The 16,643-nt window shown below is 31.8% G+C and carries 18 protein-coding genes; 5 read left to right on the top strand and 13 right to left on the bottom strand.

From position 1 onward, the window contains the following. Positions 1 to 12 precede the first annotated feature (12 nt). Complete coding sequence (locus P0R33_RS05165) at positions 13 to 894, bottom strand: DUF4435 domain-containing protein (protein ID WP_276174495.1); 882 nt, start codon at positions 892 to 894, stop codon at positions 13 to 15. Next, positions 891 to 2,177 (bottom strand): AAA family ATPase, encoded by a 1,287-nt coding sequence (locus tag P0R33_RS05160; protein ID WP_276174494.1) that lies wholly within the window; start codon positions 2,175 to 2,177, stop codon positions 891 to 893. The genes P0R33_RS05165 and P0R33_RS05160 overlap by 4 nt, the downstream gene beginning before the upstream one ends. Before the next feature lie 383 nt (positions 2,178 to 2,560). Between P0R33_RS05160 and prfA the strand changes: the two genes are divergently transcribed. Next, positions 2,561 to 3,637: a peptide chain release factor 1 gene (gene prfA / locus P0R33_RS05155; RefSeq protein WP_276174493.1), complete on the top strand. Its 1,077-nt coding sequence runs from the start codon at positions 2,561 to 2,563 to the stop codon at positions 3,635 to 3,637. 305 nt (positions 3,638 to 3,942) lie between these two features. Next, entirely contained in the window at positions 3,943 to 5,274 is a 1,332-nt protein-coding gene (locus P0R33_RS05150) for a DUF5723 family protein (RefSeq protein WP_276174492.1), read from the top strand. A gap of 320 nt (positions 5,275 to 5,594) precedes the next feature. Here P0R33_RS05150 and P0R33_RS05145 read toward each other — a convergent pair whose 3' ends face one another. From P0R33_RS05145 to P0R33_RS05095, 11 genes are all read right to left on the bottom strand, one after another. Beyond that, positions 5,595 to 5,969, bottom strand: coding sequence for a hypothetical protein (locus tag P0R33_RS05145; RefSeq protein WP_276174491.1), 375 nt, complete (start codon positions 5,967 to 5,969; stop codon positions 5,595 to 5,597). A gap of 36 nt (positions 5,970 to 6,005) precedes the next feature. Next, a complete protein-coding gene (locus P0R33_RS05140; RefSeq protein WP_276174490.1) occupies positions 6,006 to 6,365 on the bottom strand; it encodes a hypothetical protein in 360 nt (119 codons plus the stop codon). 47 nt (positions 6,366 to 6,412) lie between these two features. Continuing rightward, positions 6,413 to 6,697 (bottom strand): YtxH domain-containing protein, encoded by a 285-nt coding sequence (locus P0R33_RS05135; RefSeq protein ID WP_276174489.1) that lies wholly within the window; start codon positions 6,695 to 6,697, stop codon positions 6,413 to 6,415. Positions 6,698 to 6,751: 54 nt separating this feature from the next. Next, a complete protein-coding gene (locus P0R33_RS05130; RefSeq protein WP_143102046.1) occupies positions 6,752 to 6,904 on the bottom strand; it encodes a lmo0937 family membrane protein in 153 nt (50 codons plus the stop codon). Positions 6,905 to 6,935: 31 nt separating this feature from the next. After that, positions 6,936 to 7,580, bottom strand: coding sequence for a porin family protein (locus P0R33_RS05125; protein WP_276174488.1), 645 nt, complete (start codon positions 7,578 to 7,580; stop codon positions 6,936 to 6,938). Between the two features lie 36 nt (positions 7,581 to 7,616). Then, positions 7,617 to 8,186 (bottom strand): DUF4142 domain-containing protein, encoded by a 570-nt coding sequence (locus tag P0R33_RS05120; RefSeq protein ID WP_276174487.1) that lies wholly within the window; start codon positions 8,184 to 8,186, stop codon positions 7,617 to 7,619. 134 nt (positions 8,187 to 8,320) lie between these two features. Further along, complete coding sequence (locus P0R33_RS05115) at positions 8,321 to 10,105, bottom strand: CHASE3 domain-containing protein (protein WP_276174486.1); 1,785 nt, start codon at positions 10,103 to 10,105, stop codon at positions 8,321 to 8,323. Positions 10,106 to 10,115: 10 nt separating this feature from the next. Then, entirely contained in the window at positions 10,116 to 10,565 is a 450-nt protein-coding gene (locus tag P0R33_RS05110) for a response regulator (RefSeq protein ID WP_276174485.1), read from the bottom strand. Positions 10,566 to 10,586: 21 nt separating this feature from the next. Next, complete coding sequence (locus tag P0R33_RS05105; RefSeq protein ID WP_276174484.1) at positions 10,587 to 11,138, bottom strand: AraC family transcriptional regulator; 552 nt, start codon at positions 11,136 to 11,138, stop codon at positions 10,587 to 10,589. Between the two features lie 165 nt (positions 11,139 to 11,303). Further along, positions 11,304 to 11,489 (bottom strand): CsbD family protein, encoded by a 186-nt coding sequence (locus P0R33_RS05100; protein WP_276174483.1) that lies wholly within the window; start codon positions 11,487 to 11,489, stop codon positions 11,304 to 11,306. Positions 11,490 to 11,637: 148 nt separating this feature from the next. Further along, the gene (locus P0R33_RS05095; RefSeq protein ID WP_276174482.1) at positions 11,638 to 12,111 is read right to left on the bottom strand and encodes a DNA starvation/stationary phase protection protein; all 474 of its coding nucleotides are present in this window, start codon (positions 12,109 to 12,111) and stop codon (positions 11,638 to 11,640) included. Positions 12,112 to 12,441: 330 nt separating this feature from the next. Between P0R33_RS05095 and pyrF the strand changes: the two genes are divergently transcribed. From pyrF to P0R33_RS05080, 3 genes are all read left to right on the top strand, one after another. Then, positions 12,442 to 13,263: an orotidine-5'-phosphate decarboxylase gene (gene pyrF / locus P0R33_RS05090; protein ID WP_276174481.1), complete on the top strand. Its 822-nt coding sequence runs from the start codon at positions 12,442 to 12,444 to the stop codon at positions 13,261 to 13,263. 126 nt (positions 13,264 to 13,389) lie between these two features. After that, positions 13,390 to 14,190: a helical backbone metal receptor gene (locus tag P0R33_RS05085; RefSeq protein ID WP_276174480.1), complete on the top strand. Its 801-nt coding sequence runs from the start codon at positions 13,390 to 13,392 to the stop codon at positions 14,188 to 14,190. A gap of 889 nt (positions 14,191 to 15,079) precedes the next feature. Continuing rightward, the gene (locus P0R33_RS05080; protein WP_276174479.1) at positions 15,080 to 16,573 is read left to right on the top strand and encodes a catalase; all 1,494 of its coding nucleotides are present in this window, start codon (positions 15,080 to 15,082) and stop codon (positions 16,571 to 16,573) included. Positions 16,574 to 16,643: the final 70 nt, after the last annotated feature.

The following is a 16,643-nucleotide window of genomic DNA, read 5'->3' as shown; positions in this document are numbered from 1 at the left end:
CAGAGCGTGGTATTATGCTTCGTTTTTTATAAATTGCGATCTGTAGTAATCATAAACTTCTCCTTCTTCAAAGTGATTTAGAAAAAATTTATTCAATCCCATTCTATAGATTATATCTTTATGCACACTTGGTAAAGTATGTCTTTTTCTTAAATAGTGACTAATTAATTGACAACAGTAATCTGCTAGTAAATGTCCATAGCAGAATTTTAAAGTCTGAATCTTATGCCTTAGTCCAAAGGCATTAACATTTTTTCGATTAACATTTTTCTCAATAAATTTATTATTTAAAACGTCAGTTTTTATAAACGGTAAATCAGCAGGTGTGCATTCGACGCAGAACATGATTCCTGCTTTTCTTGGAAAAAAAGAACTTCCTTTTTTGAACAAATACGCATCTGCATTAACTGCAGCTTTTATTTGATTTAAAAAAACATTAAAGTTTCTATCTAAATCTGTATTATCAATCTCCACCGCTGTTAATTCTTCTATTACAGTTTTTATCACAGTTTGGTTCCATACATCATTTTCCCAGCTATATCCATGAGTATAATAAATTTGCTTATGCTCAAGTCGTTTTTTTAATATTTCATCAAACTCATTATCCATTGCTACAAAAACAGTGGTTAAATTACCATCCATAATTTCAATAGCAATTTCTTTTATAGTTGTTTTTGATCCAACTGATTTGAATTTTATATTTTTATTTGGTGCAAATTTTTTAAAAATATTTTTCCAGAAAATAATATCTTCAGTTTCTTCATGATACTGACCATCTAATACTTGATTTTTTGTGAATGATGCGTTACCACCTTCTAGAAAAACTACTAAATCAACATTGTGAAACAAATGCTGATTGTTTAGTCCGCTACGTGTTCTTCTAAATGTTCTCATTTAATTGCTTCTTCAACTTTAATAATAGAATCATAAAAATTACCAACAATATCTGGTGAATGGGTAGCAAAAATTATTTGCGAATTTGGATTTAGGTTTTTAAGATTACTTACTAATTTTTCTTGCCAATCAACATGTAAAGAAAGTTCAGGTTCATCAGCTATATAAACATGATTGCTATATTCTTGCAATAAACTTTGACCTAAAATAATAAGCAATTGCTTTTCTCCAGAAGATAATTGAAACAGTGAAAATATTTTTCCACTTTGCGTTTCTACCTGAAGTTCATTTCTCTCTGTGATGAAAATTTTCTTTCTCTGGAATAGATTATTTACTTCATCGAGAAAAGTTAATTTTGGCTTGTAAATATTATTTTTACGTTCATTTAATAAATTCCATTCTTGTACAATTGAATGAATCCTTGTAGTTGCAATTAGTGAGGATAAATGATCAAGAGTAACAGGTCTGTCTTTTTGAACAAGAGCTTCTTGAGCATCCTCAAAAGATTTGAAATGTTTCTGAAGTTTTGAGCTAAACTCATTTTCTTGAAGTTTAAAAAGAAAAAAGATTTGTCTAAGAGATTCTTTTTCTTTTTCAGGTTCTAATTTAGGAGAAACAGAAATCATATCATTTTTAGACTCAGCTTCAATCAATGATAAGAAAATATTTTTTTGAAATTTCTCTGTTTCTTGTGAATATTTTCTATCTAAAAGACCAAAGTACTTTGCTAAATCTGTTGAAAGTTCCTTTATTTTTTTATCAATGCTGTATTCAAAATTTTTATCATCATTAATTTTATTTAACGCACTCATTCTATGAATAGATAACCATGTTAAATTTACTAGACCTTTTAATGCACTATTGACATCTCTATCATACGAACCTTTTGATAAATTTAATTTTACTTGGTGTGACGAATATCTATAAAATGTTTCTTCTTCTAACTCACTAAGGTTATATAATCTCGTTTTTTCTTCTCCAGCAATTTTAAGTTTAAAAATTATGTTTGAAAAAGGAGAATATTTTTGGTCAGTTTTTTCTACTTGTATATAAGTAACCCCTTTCTCTTTTTCAATTGGAAAGAAATCAATTTTAATTTTACTGAATGAAGCTTTATCTAAAGTTACAAAATCAGCATTTAAACTAGCTGCAATTAAGTTTATAATAGTAGTTTTTCCTGAGCCATTAACTCCAATTAGAAAATTTATATCTTCTTTAAAATCTATTAAAACGGATTTATCATCCCAAAATCCATCTATTTTAACTTTTTTAATTTTTCTCATATAATTATTGCTTTTAAATATGTAATGACTACCATATGATTTTAGAAGAAATTTGCATATTATTTTAATTTTCTCTCAAACTAAAATAAATCAACTTTTAAGATTGGAGGTTCTAAACATAATTCTTTTTAATTTACAAACTTTACGGAAAACCATAAATTTTGTAAATAATAATTAATAAATAGTAATTTGTGATTAAAAATATAAAATTGAAATATTAAAGAACAAACATCGCATTAAATTCAAATCCAACACCAAGTAAAAACCCCTGTTTTTCAAAAACAAAAACAATAGAAACCTTCAATAAATCCCCAAAAAAATAACCGCTAGAATTTTCCACAAATATTTCGTAATTTTGCCGTCCAAATAAAAGGAATTAGAAAATGTTAGATAGACTTCAATATGTAAAGCAGCGTTTTGATGAGATTTCGGATTTGATTATTCAGCCGGATGTTATTTCTGATCAAAAACGATATAAGCTACTCAACCAAGAATATAAAAGCATTAAAGCTTTGGTTGATAAAAGAGAAGAATACATTCTTGTTTTAGCCAATATTGACGAAGCAAACGAAATTATTGCTGACGGTAGCGATGCCGATATGGTGGAAATGGCTAAAATGCAGTTGGATGAAGCAAAAGAACGTTTGCCAGAATTGGAGGATGAAATCAAATTTATGTTGATTCCTAAAGATCCTGAAGATGCTAAAAACGTTATGGTGGAGATTCGCGCGGGAACGGGTGGAGATGAAGCGAGTATTTTTGCAGGTGACTTATTTAGAATGTACACTAAATATTGCGAAAGCATGGGGTGGAGAACTTCTGTTGTAGATATGAACGAAGGTACTTCGGGTGGTTTTAAAGAGGTTATTTTTGAAGTTACTGGAGAAGATGTTTATGGAACTTTGAAGTTTGAAGCTGGTGTGCACCGTGTGCAACGTGTTCCGCAGACAGAAACGCAAGGTCGTGTGCATACTTCGGCTGCTACGGTTATGGTTTTGCCAGAAGCGGAGGAGTTTGATGTTCAGGTTGATATGAACGATGTTCGTGTAGATTTCTTCTGTTCGTCTGGACCTGGTGGACAGTCGGTAAATACAACTAAATCAGCTGTACGTTTAACGCACATTCCAACTGGATTGGTGGCACAATGTCAGGACGAAAAATCGCAACATAAGAATAAAGATAAAGCTTTAATGGTATTACGTTCTCGTTTGTACGAAATGGAATTAGCCAAAAAGCAAGAGGAAGATGCAAAAAAACGTAGTTCTCAGGTAAGTTCTGGAGACCGTTCTGCAAAAATTCGTACGTACAACTATGCACAAGGTCGTGTAACGGATCACCGTGTTGGTTTAACGCTTTACGATTTAGGAAACATCATGAATGGTGATATCCAAAAAATTGTTGCCGAGCTTCAATTGGTTAACAATATGGAGAAATTAAAAGAAGCTTCTGAAGTTTATTAACGTAACCTTCTTAGGATCAAAGGGACATAGGAGCAAAGGCTCAGAGGTTTCTGGACTAGATATAATTAAAGCCGAACTTTGTTCGGCTTTTTTGTTTTTAGAAAACAAAGTAAGAAAGTATTTGCATGTTTGTATAGATTAAAAAAAATATGCAAAAAGTATATAAACCTCTGAGCCTTTGTGCCTCTGAACCTCTGCACCTTTTCAAAAAAAACTTAACGAATTCATAATTCGTTAAGTTTTTTTTTGACTTTTTTTACCTCATATTTGCTAGACCAAAAATAACCAAACATTAAAATTAATCTATGAAGAAAACTTTACTTTTATTATGCTTCTTTGGAAGCTTTTTTTATGCGCGATCGCAATCGTACTTCGGATTTAGAGATGACAATTATGCGGGAATTCAGTCGGCAATTTTTAACCCTTCTGCTATTGTAGCTTCAAAGTATAGCGCCGATGTGACTCTTTTTTCTGCAAGCGGAACAGCACAAAATGATTTGTACAGCGTTAATTTTTCCAGCATTTTAGACGGCAGTTACGATTTTGACACCGAAGCCAATAAAAACTTCAAATCGAACAATAGAGGAAACTTTAATATCGATGTTTTGGGACCTTCTGTTATGTTCAACATTACGCCTGTGCATAGTGTGGCGCTTTTTACGCGTGTGCGAAGTGTTACGAATCTTGTAGATGTAAACGGACAGCTTGTGGATGAAGTAAACAAGGATACTGATTTTTCTAACAGTTTTATGATTCAAGGCGGAAATCCGAATGGTGTTACTAATTCTTGGGCAGAAATCGGAGCAAGTTATGCGACTGTTTTACTAGATCGCGACGATAATTTTATAAAAGGAGGAATTACCGTAAAATACTTAATGGCAGGAGTAAACGGTTATCTAAACGGAAATGACATTAGCGTAGCATTCAACAGAAATAATGTTAATCCAGAACAGAGTGAATATTATTCTACGGGAACTTTAAGAACGGCAGCAAGCTACGATTATGATAATGGCGAAGATCCGAAATTTGATGCTGGTTCTGCTGGTGTAGGATTTGATTTGGGTTTTACTTATGAATATCAAACCAATTGCCATACTTGTATCGGAAATCGATATAAATTTAAATTGGCGGCTTCGATTACGGATATCGGAAAATTGAATTATAAAAATGTTGTCGAAAACACGTATAACTTAAACGGAAGAGTAACGCAAGATGATATCGAAAGTGCCGATAATATTTTCGAATTCTTCAATGCAAATTATACTAAAGTTTCGTCTAGAAAAGGTATTCAGGCGAATCTTCCAACGGCTTTGCATACTAACTTTGACTGGAACATCAACCAGAAGTTTTATCTGAATTTAAGCACTGATTTTAGTTTAGTTGATGCTAAAAAAGTAAACGGAACTGCAATTGCAAATTCGGTAAGTTTTACGCCAAGATACGAAACAAGACAATTTAGTTTCTATGTTCCTGTAACTTACATGCAATATAGCGGAACACAAATTGGAGCAGGTTTTAGAGCAGGACCTTTATTTGTAGGTTCTGGAACGCTGTTTACTAATTTGTTTTCAAACTCTTCAAAAGGCTGCAATATTTACGCTGGTTTGAAAATTCCAATTTATCAAAATTATAATTAAGAAGTCACAAAGGTTCAGAGGTTCAAAGTTGCAGAGGTTTCACCTTTGTTCCTTTGAACCTTTGTTTCTTTGTCCCTAAAAAAAGAGCAAAATATACCAAAGGTAAATTTTGCTCTTTTTAAAAATATAGTGAAGGTCTTATCTTCATTAACCGCTTTCCCCAAGAAGCGTATAATGAAAGTTAGATACCTAGAAATACTCTCGTATATTCAAAACATTTATATAGATTAGAGTAAACGTATACACCATTTTTTAATACTATTTCGCTTAACTTTTCCATAATACTTAAATATTAAGTTAGACAATTACTCTTTAGACGTTTAATATTGTGATTCTTCGTCTTCTTCTTCAGAAGCTTGATTTGAAGATTCATTTTGTGGTTTAGAAACCAGATTGGTTACAATTAGCTGGACAATAGATCCTAGAATGCCTTTAAACATTGAGTCTCCTTTTCCGACAATAAATCTTTTAGCAACATATCCAATTCCGATACTGATGGCTGATTGTGCCAAATGACTTTTAAAACCAACAGTTTCATTAATTTCTTCAACCGTATTTCGAATTAGATTTATCGGTTTTAGATTTTCTTTAATTTCGTCAACATTGTTTTTGATGGCGCACCATTCTGCATCTTGACGAACTTCTAATTCTTTAATTTTTTGATTTAATTGATCAATATTGTAAATGGCTTCCATAAATTAGTCTTTTAAAATTATCAATAAATTAAACCTTTAGTTTTTAGTTTCTTTTAGTATACTAGAAATGATAGTATTACCAATTGGAGTTTTTATTATTTTATGATGCGATTTTACCACAATTATGGTTACCAATAGATAAAAAAGTGCCATAATAAAAAATCCATAATAATATTCTCCCAGTTCTTTTCCAATCCATAAACTGATTCCGATATTTAAAAACAAGGTAAAAAATGCAACAACAATACCGATTGCAATCTTAGACGCCAACGATGATACACCATCGGCCACTGAACATACAGTTTTCAGTTTTAATAATTCTAAACTTGTTTTTGCGTAGTTTTCAGCTTTTTCGTAAAGATTTAGATCTTCGTTTGTTGTTGCATTTGGTTCCATGATATAGGGTTTTATGGTTTGAAAATTTCACTAATTAATTCTTTCGATTAATAGTTTGATTTTACTGTTTTAACATCATCTTTCAAGGTGTTGTAATCCTCTTTCACTTGATTAAGTTTAGATTTTCCTTCTTCAAGAATTTCTTTACCGTTTGAAGTGATAGTGTTTACTACGTTATCAAATTTTGTTTTAATGTTATCTCCGTAATCTTTCGATTTATCTTTGATTTTTTTTCTAGTGTTAGAACCTTTGTCTGGTGCAAACAATACTCCAATAAATGCTCCCGCCGCTGCGGCTCCTAATATTCCTAAAATTGTGCTACTTGCTTTCATAATAATTGATTTAGTGATTAATATTTAATAAATTGTTGATTTAATATGTGATTTTTAAATTTCTCGACCTTTAATAAGTCTAAGAAGAATGGCAATAATGGCAATAACTAACAGTATATGGATAATGCTTCCGAAACTGTAAACAAAGAACCCTAAAGCCCAAAGTATTACCAGAATAACCGCGATTGTATATAATAAGTTTGACATGGTTTTTATTTTACTGGTTAATAATTAATTTTTAATTTAACCTATACGAAAGGTATAATGATAAATTTCTGTTTCTTGCATCTGGAAAAGTGGTGGTAGTTCCTAAAACTGTTCTTTCTTTACCAACAGTTGTTAAACCGTGATTATAACGCAAACCAATGCTTATTGGATTAAAGTCAACTCCAACCCCTACAGCTAGACCAGCATCAAATTTTGCAAGATCATCTGTGTCGATTTCTTCATTGAATTCAAAATCTCCATTTCCCGTTACTTTAGAACTTACCAGATAAGATGCATATCCACCGGCGTGTATATTAAAGTTTTTAGTTAGATTAACTCTTACTAATAAAGGAACTTCGATATAATTCAATCTGAATTTTGCATTTCCATTAAAACCAGCACCGCTGTATTCTGATTCTGCTCCTTTGGTTGTAAATAAAATCTCTGGCTGAATAGCTACAAAATCTGAGACAGGAAGAGTAGCATATAGACCAGCGTTAAAACCGTATAAAATATTATTGTCATCAACGTTTTCGTCTTTGCTTAAGTTAGACATGTTGAATCCTCCCTTTACACCGAATTCGGTAGTTACATTAGTGTCCTGAGCGTGCAGCATTCCAAACGAAGCTGATAAAAAAAGTGTTAAGGCGCATAAAAAATTGGCTTGTAATTTCATAGTAAAAAATTTAGTTAATAGATAGATAATAGGCGTTTATACATTTTGTTTTCTTAATCTTTCGGTTTCCCTTAAAAGTTTGTATTGTTCAGGTAGATATCGCAGTACTAATTCCAAGATTTTTTTATCGTTTGTTTCTCTTGAAATAGATTCGAATAACTCGATCTGGTCGTCTAAAGCTTCTTTCGTGGCGTTTAAATAAATATCATTAAAATCATTTGCTTTTGCATCAGTAAGGTTGTACAAGTCTATTTTGTGCATGGCGTTGATTTCCGTTATTACAATGAGCTTTAAATTAGCCATTCTTGTTATTTCATTTAGCAATTGTGTTTCTTTGAATTCAATTCTCTGACTTAATTGCTTTACGATAACGTCTGAACTTTTTTGTTGTGCAATTTGACTTTTAGAAATAATTCCTTTACTTAAATTCGTCGTCGAAATAAAAAAGAAAACTTCTGTTTTTTCTTTTTCATTAATTGCAAAAGATTGATTCTTTAAGGTCTTTTCTATTGGATTTATTCTTTTGCAAGATGAGCTGCAAATGATTATCGCCGATAAGAAAAAGACTTTAAAAAAATGAGTCTTTAGATGGTGAATTTTGTTCATTATTACTTCCTAAAGTATTACATTACAAAGATGCTAACGAATGCAAGAATTTACTTTACAGCATAAAAAAGAAACGTTATATAATTCCCATAATGGATTTATATAACGTTATTTATGTGTTTTTTTAATGAATTTTAATCGGGTAGAAACACCGTAAATACTGAGCCTTCGCCCATAATGCTGTTGGCTGTAATATGTCCTTTATGATTCTCTACAATCTTTTTGCAGATAGCCAAACCAATTCCGGTTCCGGGATATTCTGTTTTAGAATGAAGACGCTGAAAAAGAATAAAAATGGTTTCTTTAAATTGCGGATCAAATCCCATTCCGTTATCAGTGAAAGTTATTTTATGAAATTTCTTTACAGACTGATCGACAATTTCTGGATAATCTGAAGAACTGACTTTTTCACTAGAAATCGAAATTTCTGGTTCAACTCCAGGTCGACTATATTTTAATGAATTTCCAATTAAATTGATAAAAAGCTGTTCGATCTGATATGGAATTACCGATAATTTCGGAAGCTTGTTTGATTTGATAACTGCCTTCTTGTCTTCAATTACTTCGGCTAATTCAGACTCAGCATTGTCAAGAAGTTCGTTGAGATTTATTTTTATAAATTCCTTTTTAGTGGTGTTAGTTCTAGAAAATAAAAGCAAATCATCAATTAAAACACGCATTCTTTTAGCAGAAACCTCAATTTTTGTGATGTAATTTTTACCGCTTTCAGACATAACTTCTTTATCTGCATCTGAAACTCGAGAAATAAAAGTTTGAATTTTTCGAAGAGGTTCCTGCAAATCATGACTTGCAACATGATTGAAAGAAGCCAATTCTTTATTGCTTTTTTCTAATTCTTTGTTTCGTTCCTGAAGTTCGATATTCAGTAAATGTTCATCAGTAATATCAAAATTGATTCCTAATAAAATTTTACTTCCTTGTTGGTCTGTAACCAATTTTCCTGCAGTTTTAAAGTAACGAACTTCAAAATCTGGTCGCACAATTTTATAATATAAAAACGGAACCTTTTTGTTTTCGATAATTTCGTCTATAGATTTTGCTACAGCATCTTTATCGTCTGGATGCACATATTTTAAAAGCGTTTCTTTACTCGGTACAAAAGAATTGGGTTCGAAACCTAATAATCTAAACTGATTGTCAGAATAATCAATTTTATCGGCATCCAAATCCCATTGCCAAGTGCTGAAATTTCCAATGCTTTCAGATTCTGCAATTAAACCAGAAGAAATTAAAAGTCTTTTGTTAAATACTTTCAGGCGTTCAAAATCACGGCTGATTTGTCTATAAGCTAATAAGATAAAACTTAAGGCGACTAAAAATAATGAAATCGAAAAAAGCGGACTTAAAGAAATTTCCGCATCATAAATTTTAAGTCTTTTTTTGAGATAGGTTTTTTCAATATCATTCATTTCGTCAACCTTAAAACGAATGTTCTCCATCAAAATTCGACCACCAAACATGTGATTGTCTAATTTTCTTTTGTCGTATGTTTTTGGATCGCTGTATTTTAAACAGTTTTCAAAAGAAACAAAACGAAGCGTAATGAGCTTGAAAAGTTTTTGAAGATTTTCCTGCTGTTGCGGATTATCAGCAGTTAATTTTTTTAAGGTGATAAAAGACGTATTTACCTTATCTCTAGAATAAATATAAGGCGTCAAAAAACGGGCATTGCGAGTAATAATGTAGCCTCGCTGGCCCGTTTCTGCATCTTTTATAGCCGACATTAAGCGTTCGAGCTGAATGTTTATTTCATAAGTATGCATAACCAGTTTGCTTGATTCGTTCAAGTCCTGATTATGTTTGTAAGCAATTGAAGATAGAAATAACAGAATGAAAACTGCGATTACAAAAATAACTCTCAAAGAGTTTGAAGAATTAAAATTTGGTATCCATTTCATTGGTATGCACTTATTTTAGTCGCAGCAAGAAATTATCACGGTTTAACCCAGAGGTATGATAGTGCCAGTTTACGGTCACGACTTCATTAATTATTTTTTTTAACGTATTAAAATCGCTTGGCTTTTTAATGTAAATATTAGCACCCTGGATAAAGGTATCTTCAATATCTTCCTCAGAAGAAGAGGTAGAATAAATGGCAATAATTATATCTTTTAAACGATCCGTTTTTTTGATTTCAATTAAACATTCTTTACCCGTTTTTTTAGGCATGTTCAAATCTAGAAACAAAATATCTGGAAGTTTATTGTCTGTATTATGTAGATGATCCATTAATTGCATCCCGTCGTGAACAAAACTTACATTGGTTTGTATTTTTATTTCTTCAAAAGCATCTTTAAAGAAAAGACGGTCATCTTCATCATCATCGGCAAGTAAAATGTGTAATGCGTTTTTTTGCATTTGCGTTCGGTATTTGGGTTTTTATTTTAAATTTTCTCTTCGTTTCTTAATAATTCTCTGAAAAGCAGACGGAGTAATTCCCGTTGTGTTTTTAAATTGCGTACTCAAATGCGCAACACTTGAATAGTTTAATAAAAATGCAATCTCGGTTAAACTCATTTCATTGATAATAATCAATTGTTTTGCTCTTTCAATTTTCTGCAAAATAATAAAGTTTTCTATAGAAGAGTATGTTACTTCTGAGAAAACATTTGATAAATATCCATAACTGTGATTTAGCTTTTCAGCCAAAAAAACAGAACTTTTATAATTATTGCTGTCGTCCATAAAGACCAATTCTATAATTGCGTCTTTAATTTTTTGGACTAATACACTTTTTTGATTTTCAACAACTTCAAAGCCGCATGGCGTCAATTTTTGTTTTAAATTTTCAAGTGCTTCAGCATCAATATTGTCCTCGATTTCGATTTCGCCAAAACCCAGCGTCGTAAAATTCACATTGTTCTGCTCCAAATTCAGTTTCAGATATTGAGAGCAAATAGTGTTAATGTCGAACTTTATAAATAGTTTCATTTTATAGAAATTTGGTTAAAGATACTTATTTTATTTTTGGTTACCGCTTTTAAACAGTGTAGAATTGTTAGATAATGATGTTTTTTTTAAAATAAAGCCCTCAAAAAAATACCGTCTAATATTTTTTATTTACTAGACGGTATTTCCTGATTGAGTTGTAAGGATTTACAAATCAGCAATGATTTTACGAACTTCATCTTTTGTTTTACCTAATTTTTGTTGAAGTTTTCCGTACATTTCGTCTTCTTTTCCTTCATCATAAAGTAAATCATCATCTGTTAAATCCGCATATTTTTGCTTCAATTTTCCTTTTAACTCATTCCAGTTTCCTTTTATCTCTGTAGTATTCATGACGTTTTTGTTTAATGTTATTAATAATGTAAAGTTGCAATTTATAATCTGGCTCTTGTTACATTAATTTTAATGACTGTTGTATAATTTTCATTTTAGACAATTTGTAACAATTAATAATTAACCTTTTACAATTAACCATTAAAAACTAAACTTGATATCTTCTAAGAACCCAAGCCATTTTTTCGTGCTCTTGTAATAATCCAGTAACAAAATCGGCAGAGCCAACATCTTTTGTTTCTTCTTCAAATATTGGAATATAACTTCTAAATTCTGTCACCAATTGTTCGTGATTTTCTAGAAGTTCAGAAAGCATGTGTTTTTGCGAAGCATATTCTTTTGGCGATTCTTTTAAAGTAGAATTATCGATAAACTCTTTCATTGTACCAATTGTTTTTTCTCCTAATTGACTGATGCGTTCCGCAACTTCATCGATTTGTGCTTCTAGAATTCTGTATTGTTCTTCAAATAATTTATGCAATTCCATAAAGCTATTTCCAGAAATATTCCAGTGAAATTTTCTGGTTTTTACATATAAAGTCATTTCGTTAGATAAGATTGTTCCTAAAATAGAAGCACTCTTTTTTAGATTTGCAGGCGTAATTCCGATATGTGGGCTCATAATTGTCTTTTTTATGTGTTTTTTCAAAGATAAAAGAGCCTTTCTTGTTTTTTCTTATATAATTTTAGATTGATGTTATAGGAATTCAATGTTAATTAGAGAATTAGAAAATTTAGATAATTAAAAACGAAATTTATAAATATCCTTTTAAGTATCAATCTGAGTGAAGTCGAAGGGCGCAAACTGCTTCGACTTCGCTCAGCCTGACAAACGTTAGACCTGAAACTTGAAACCTGAGACTTGAAACCAGAAACTCATTAACAATTAACCATCAACCATTAACCATTAACCATTATAATTTGTAATTTTGCCGCACAAGCAAAACAAAATATGACAACACAACAATTACACGAACAAATTCTTCAAAAAAAATCATTTCTATGTGTGGGTTTAGATCCTGATTTGGACAAAATGCCACAACATTTATTAAATACCGAAGATCCTATTTTCGAATTTAATAAAGCAATAATCGATGCTACGCATGATTTAACTGTAGGATATAAACCAAATACAGCTTTTTTTGAAGCATACGGAATAAAAGGATGGATGTCTCTGCAAAAAACAATCAATTACATCAACGAAAATTACCCTGATATTTTTACAATCGCAGATGCAAAACGCGGTGATATCGGAAATACGTCAAGCATGTATGCAAAAGCCTTTTTTGAAGATTTGAATTTTGATAGTGTAACGGTTGCACCATATATGGGAAAAGATTCTGTCGAACCTTTTCTGGCTTTCGAAAATAAACATACCATAATGCTGGCTTTAACGTCTAATGAAGGCGCTTTTGATTTTCAGACTTTAAATACTGGCGGAAAAGAATTATACAAACAAGTTTTAGAAACTTCTAAAACATGGAAAAATAGCGAAAACTTAATGTATGTAGTTGGCGCTACAAAAGCAGAATATTTTGCCGAAATCAGAAAAATTGTTCCAGATAGTTTTCTACTAGTTCCAGGAATTGGCGCTCAAGGCGGAAGTTTATCAGAAGTTTGTAAATACGGAATGAACGACAAAATAGGTCTTTTGGTAAATTCGGCAAGAGCAATTATCTACGCTTCAAAAGGAACTGATTTTGCTGAAAAGGCTAGAGAAGAAGCTTTGAAAGTGCAAAAAGAAATGGCTGAAATTATTTATTCTAAGTTTTAATAACTTTATAAATAAATTAACCGCAAAGTTCGCTAAGGTTTTTCGCAAGGTTCGCAAAGAAAAAACTTTGTGTTCTTAGCGTAAATCTTTGCGAACTTTGCGGTTAAAATAATGCAATCTAAATCAATGAAACAATTTCAAGACCAACTAGGAACGATTCATTCTTTTGAAATAACTCCAAAACGAATTATTTCTTTAGTTCCTTCACAAACCGAATTATTATACGATTTAGGTTTAGAAGAAAAAATCATCGGAATCACAAAGTTCTGTGTGCACCCGTTTCATTTTAAATCTACTAAAAAGATTGTCGGCGGAACGAAGAAAATTCATTTTGAGAAGATGAAGCTACTACAACCTGATATTATTATTTGCAATAAAGAAGAAAATACAGAAGAAATCGTAAATCAACTAAAAGAAATTTGTCCAGTTTGGGTTACAAATATTGTTTCTATTGAAGATAATTTTCAGATGATTTCAGATTTCGGACAGTTATTCAATTGCAGAACCGAAGCTCAAAAGTGGAATGACAAATTGGCTTTCGCCTTGAGCGATTTCAAAAATTATATAAAAGATATTAAAGAGAAAAAGGCAGCATATTTTATTTGGAAAAATCCTTATATGGTTGCTGGAAATGATACTTATATAAATGAGTTATTAAAACTCAATCATTTTAAGAATATTTACGAAGACAAAGGCCGTTATCCTGAAATCGAATTAAAAAAAATGCGTTTAGAAGGCGATCCTGATTTGGTTTTTCTTTCTTCAGAACCTTATCCATTTAAAGAAGAAGATGCTTTCGAAATTGGAAGATTTACACATCACGCCAAAACTATTTTTGTAGACGGAGAAATGTTCTCTTGGCACGGAAGTAGATTATTAAAGGCTTTTATTTACTTTAAACTACTTCATGAAAGATTGAAGAATTAGGTTTTTTGTTTAAAGTTTCAGGTTTCAGGTTTAACCGCAAAGAGCGCAAAGATTTACGCAAAGTTCGCAAGGCTTTTTTAGAAAAAGCTTTGCGGACTTTGCGTTTTGTATAAAACTTCTAAAAAAAAAAATCTTAGCGCTCTTTGCGTTAAAATTATGTTCAAAGTAAAGTAACTTGAAACCTGAAACAAAATAAAACAAAAAATGCCGACATCTCGAAGACATCGGCATTATTTAACTAACCAAAACCAAAATAATAAATAACCAGTTTATTACATTACAAAGATCCGACATAAATCAATGTAATGCTGTTAAGATCTTGTTATTACTTTGTTGGATATTAGTTAATGTTTAAAACTTGCAATTTTTTGTTTCAAGTTTCAGGTTTCAGGTTTCAAGTTGATTTATAGAACGTTGATTTTAACGCAAAGAGCGCTAAGAATTACGCAAAGTTCGCAAAGTTTTTTGCGCAAAGCTTTGCGAACTTTATATATACAAACTTCTTTGGTGAAAAAAACTTAGCCCTCTTTGCGTTAAAATTATGTTCAAAGTAAAACAACTTGAAACCTGAAACTTGAAACCTGAAACAAAATAATATAAAAAAAGAATGCCGGCATCTCGAAGACGCCGGCATCATTTAACTAACCAAAACCAAAATAATAAATAACCAGTTTATTACATTACAAAGGTCAGACATAAATTGATGTATTGCTGTTAAGGTTTTGTTATTACTTTGTTGGTCATAAGTTAAGATTTTTCAAATTGCTGTTTTGAGCTTTGTGCAACATAAAATAATTTTTAATTATTAAAATATAATAACAATCAATTTTGTTTATTAATATGCTAGAGATTAGTTTGTATATTTGATAAAACATTAAATATCAACGAAATGGAAGAACACAAAAAATTAACAACTGCAACAGGAACTCCCGTTCCAGACAACCAAAACATTCAAACAGCTGGGCCTCGCGGACCTGTTTTATTACAAGATTTTTGGTTTTTAGAAAAAATGGCGCATTTTGATCGCGAAGTAATTCCGGAGAGAAGAATGCATGCTAAAGGTTCTGGTGCGTACGGAACATTTACTGTAACACATGATATTACCAAATATTCAAAAGCAGATCTGTTTTCAGAAATTGGTAAGAAAACAGAAATGTTTGTACGTTTCTCAACTGTTGCAGGAGAAAGAGGTGCTGCTGATGCCGAAAGAGACATTCGTGGTTTTGCCATGAAATTTTACACAAACGAAGGAAATTGGGATTTGGTAGGAAATAATACTCCCGTATTCTTTTTTCGTGATCCGATGAAATTTCCAGACTTAAACCACGCAGTAAAACGTGATCCAAAAACCAACTTGAGAAGTGCTGATAACAATTGGGATTTTTGGACATTATTGCCAGAAGCTTTGCATCAGGTTACCATTGTAATGAGCGATAGAGGAATTCCGAGATCGTACAGAGAAATGCACGGTTTTGGAAGTCACACTTTTAGCTTCATTAACGCACAAAACGAAAGACATTGGGTTAAATTTCACTTGGTTTCGCAACAAGGAATCGAAAATCTTTCAGATGAAGAAGCCGCTTCTTTAGTTGGTAAAGACAGAGAAAGTCACCAAAGAGATTTATTTGATGCGATTGAAGAAGGGAATTTTCCAAAATGGAAAATGTTCGTTCAGATTATGTCAGAAGAACAAGCAAAAACGTATCGTTTTCATCCATTCGATTTAACGAAAGTTTGGTTAAAAGGAGATTTTCCACTAATTCCCGTTGGAGAATTTGAGTTGAATAAAAACCCAGAAAATTATTTTGCAGAAGTAGAGCAAGCAGCTTTTAATCCAGCTCACGTAGTTCCTGGAATTGGATTTTCTCCAGATAAAATGCTTCAAGGGCGTTTGTTTTCTTACGGAGATGCGCACCGTTATCGTTTAGGCGTTAATAATTATCAGATTCCAGTAAATTCATCAAGATGTCCGTACAACAGTTTTCACAGAGATGGAGCGATGCGCGTTGACGGAAATTATGGAGGAAGAAAACATTATGAGCCAAATAGTTTTGGTGAATGGCAAGATCAGCCAGAAACAAAAGAACCGCCATTGGCAATCTATGGCGATGCGTACGCGCACAACTTTAGAGAAGATGATAATGATTATTTTACTCAGCCCGGATTATTATTCAATTTATTGACACCAGAGAAAAAACAACTTTTGTTTAAAAATACCGCAGGTCAGGTAGGAGGGGCACAGAAATTCATTCAGGTTCGTCACATAAGAAATTGCTTTAAAGCTGATCCTGCATATGGAGAAGGCGTAGCAAATGCTTTAGGAATGACAATGGCAGAAGTTGATGCTTTTGATGATCCAAGATTGAAGATTGTGGCTCGTTAAATAAGGTTCTGAGATGCTAAGGGACTAAGTTTCTAAGTTATTCTAAATGATAAACCCGACAGATTTTAAA

This window comes from Flavobacterium sp. YJ01 (genome assembly GCF_029320955.1).
Taxonomy (GTDB): domain Bacteria; phylum Bacteroidota; class Bacteroidia; order Flavobacteriales; family Flavobacteriaceae; genus Flavobacterium.
This window is presented reverse-complemented; position numbering and strand designations above follow the sequence as displayed.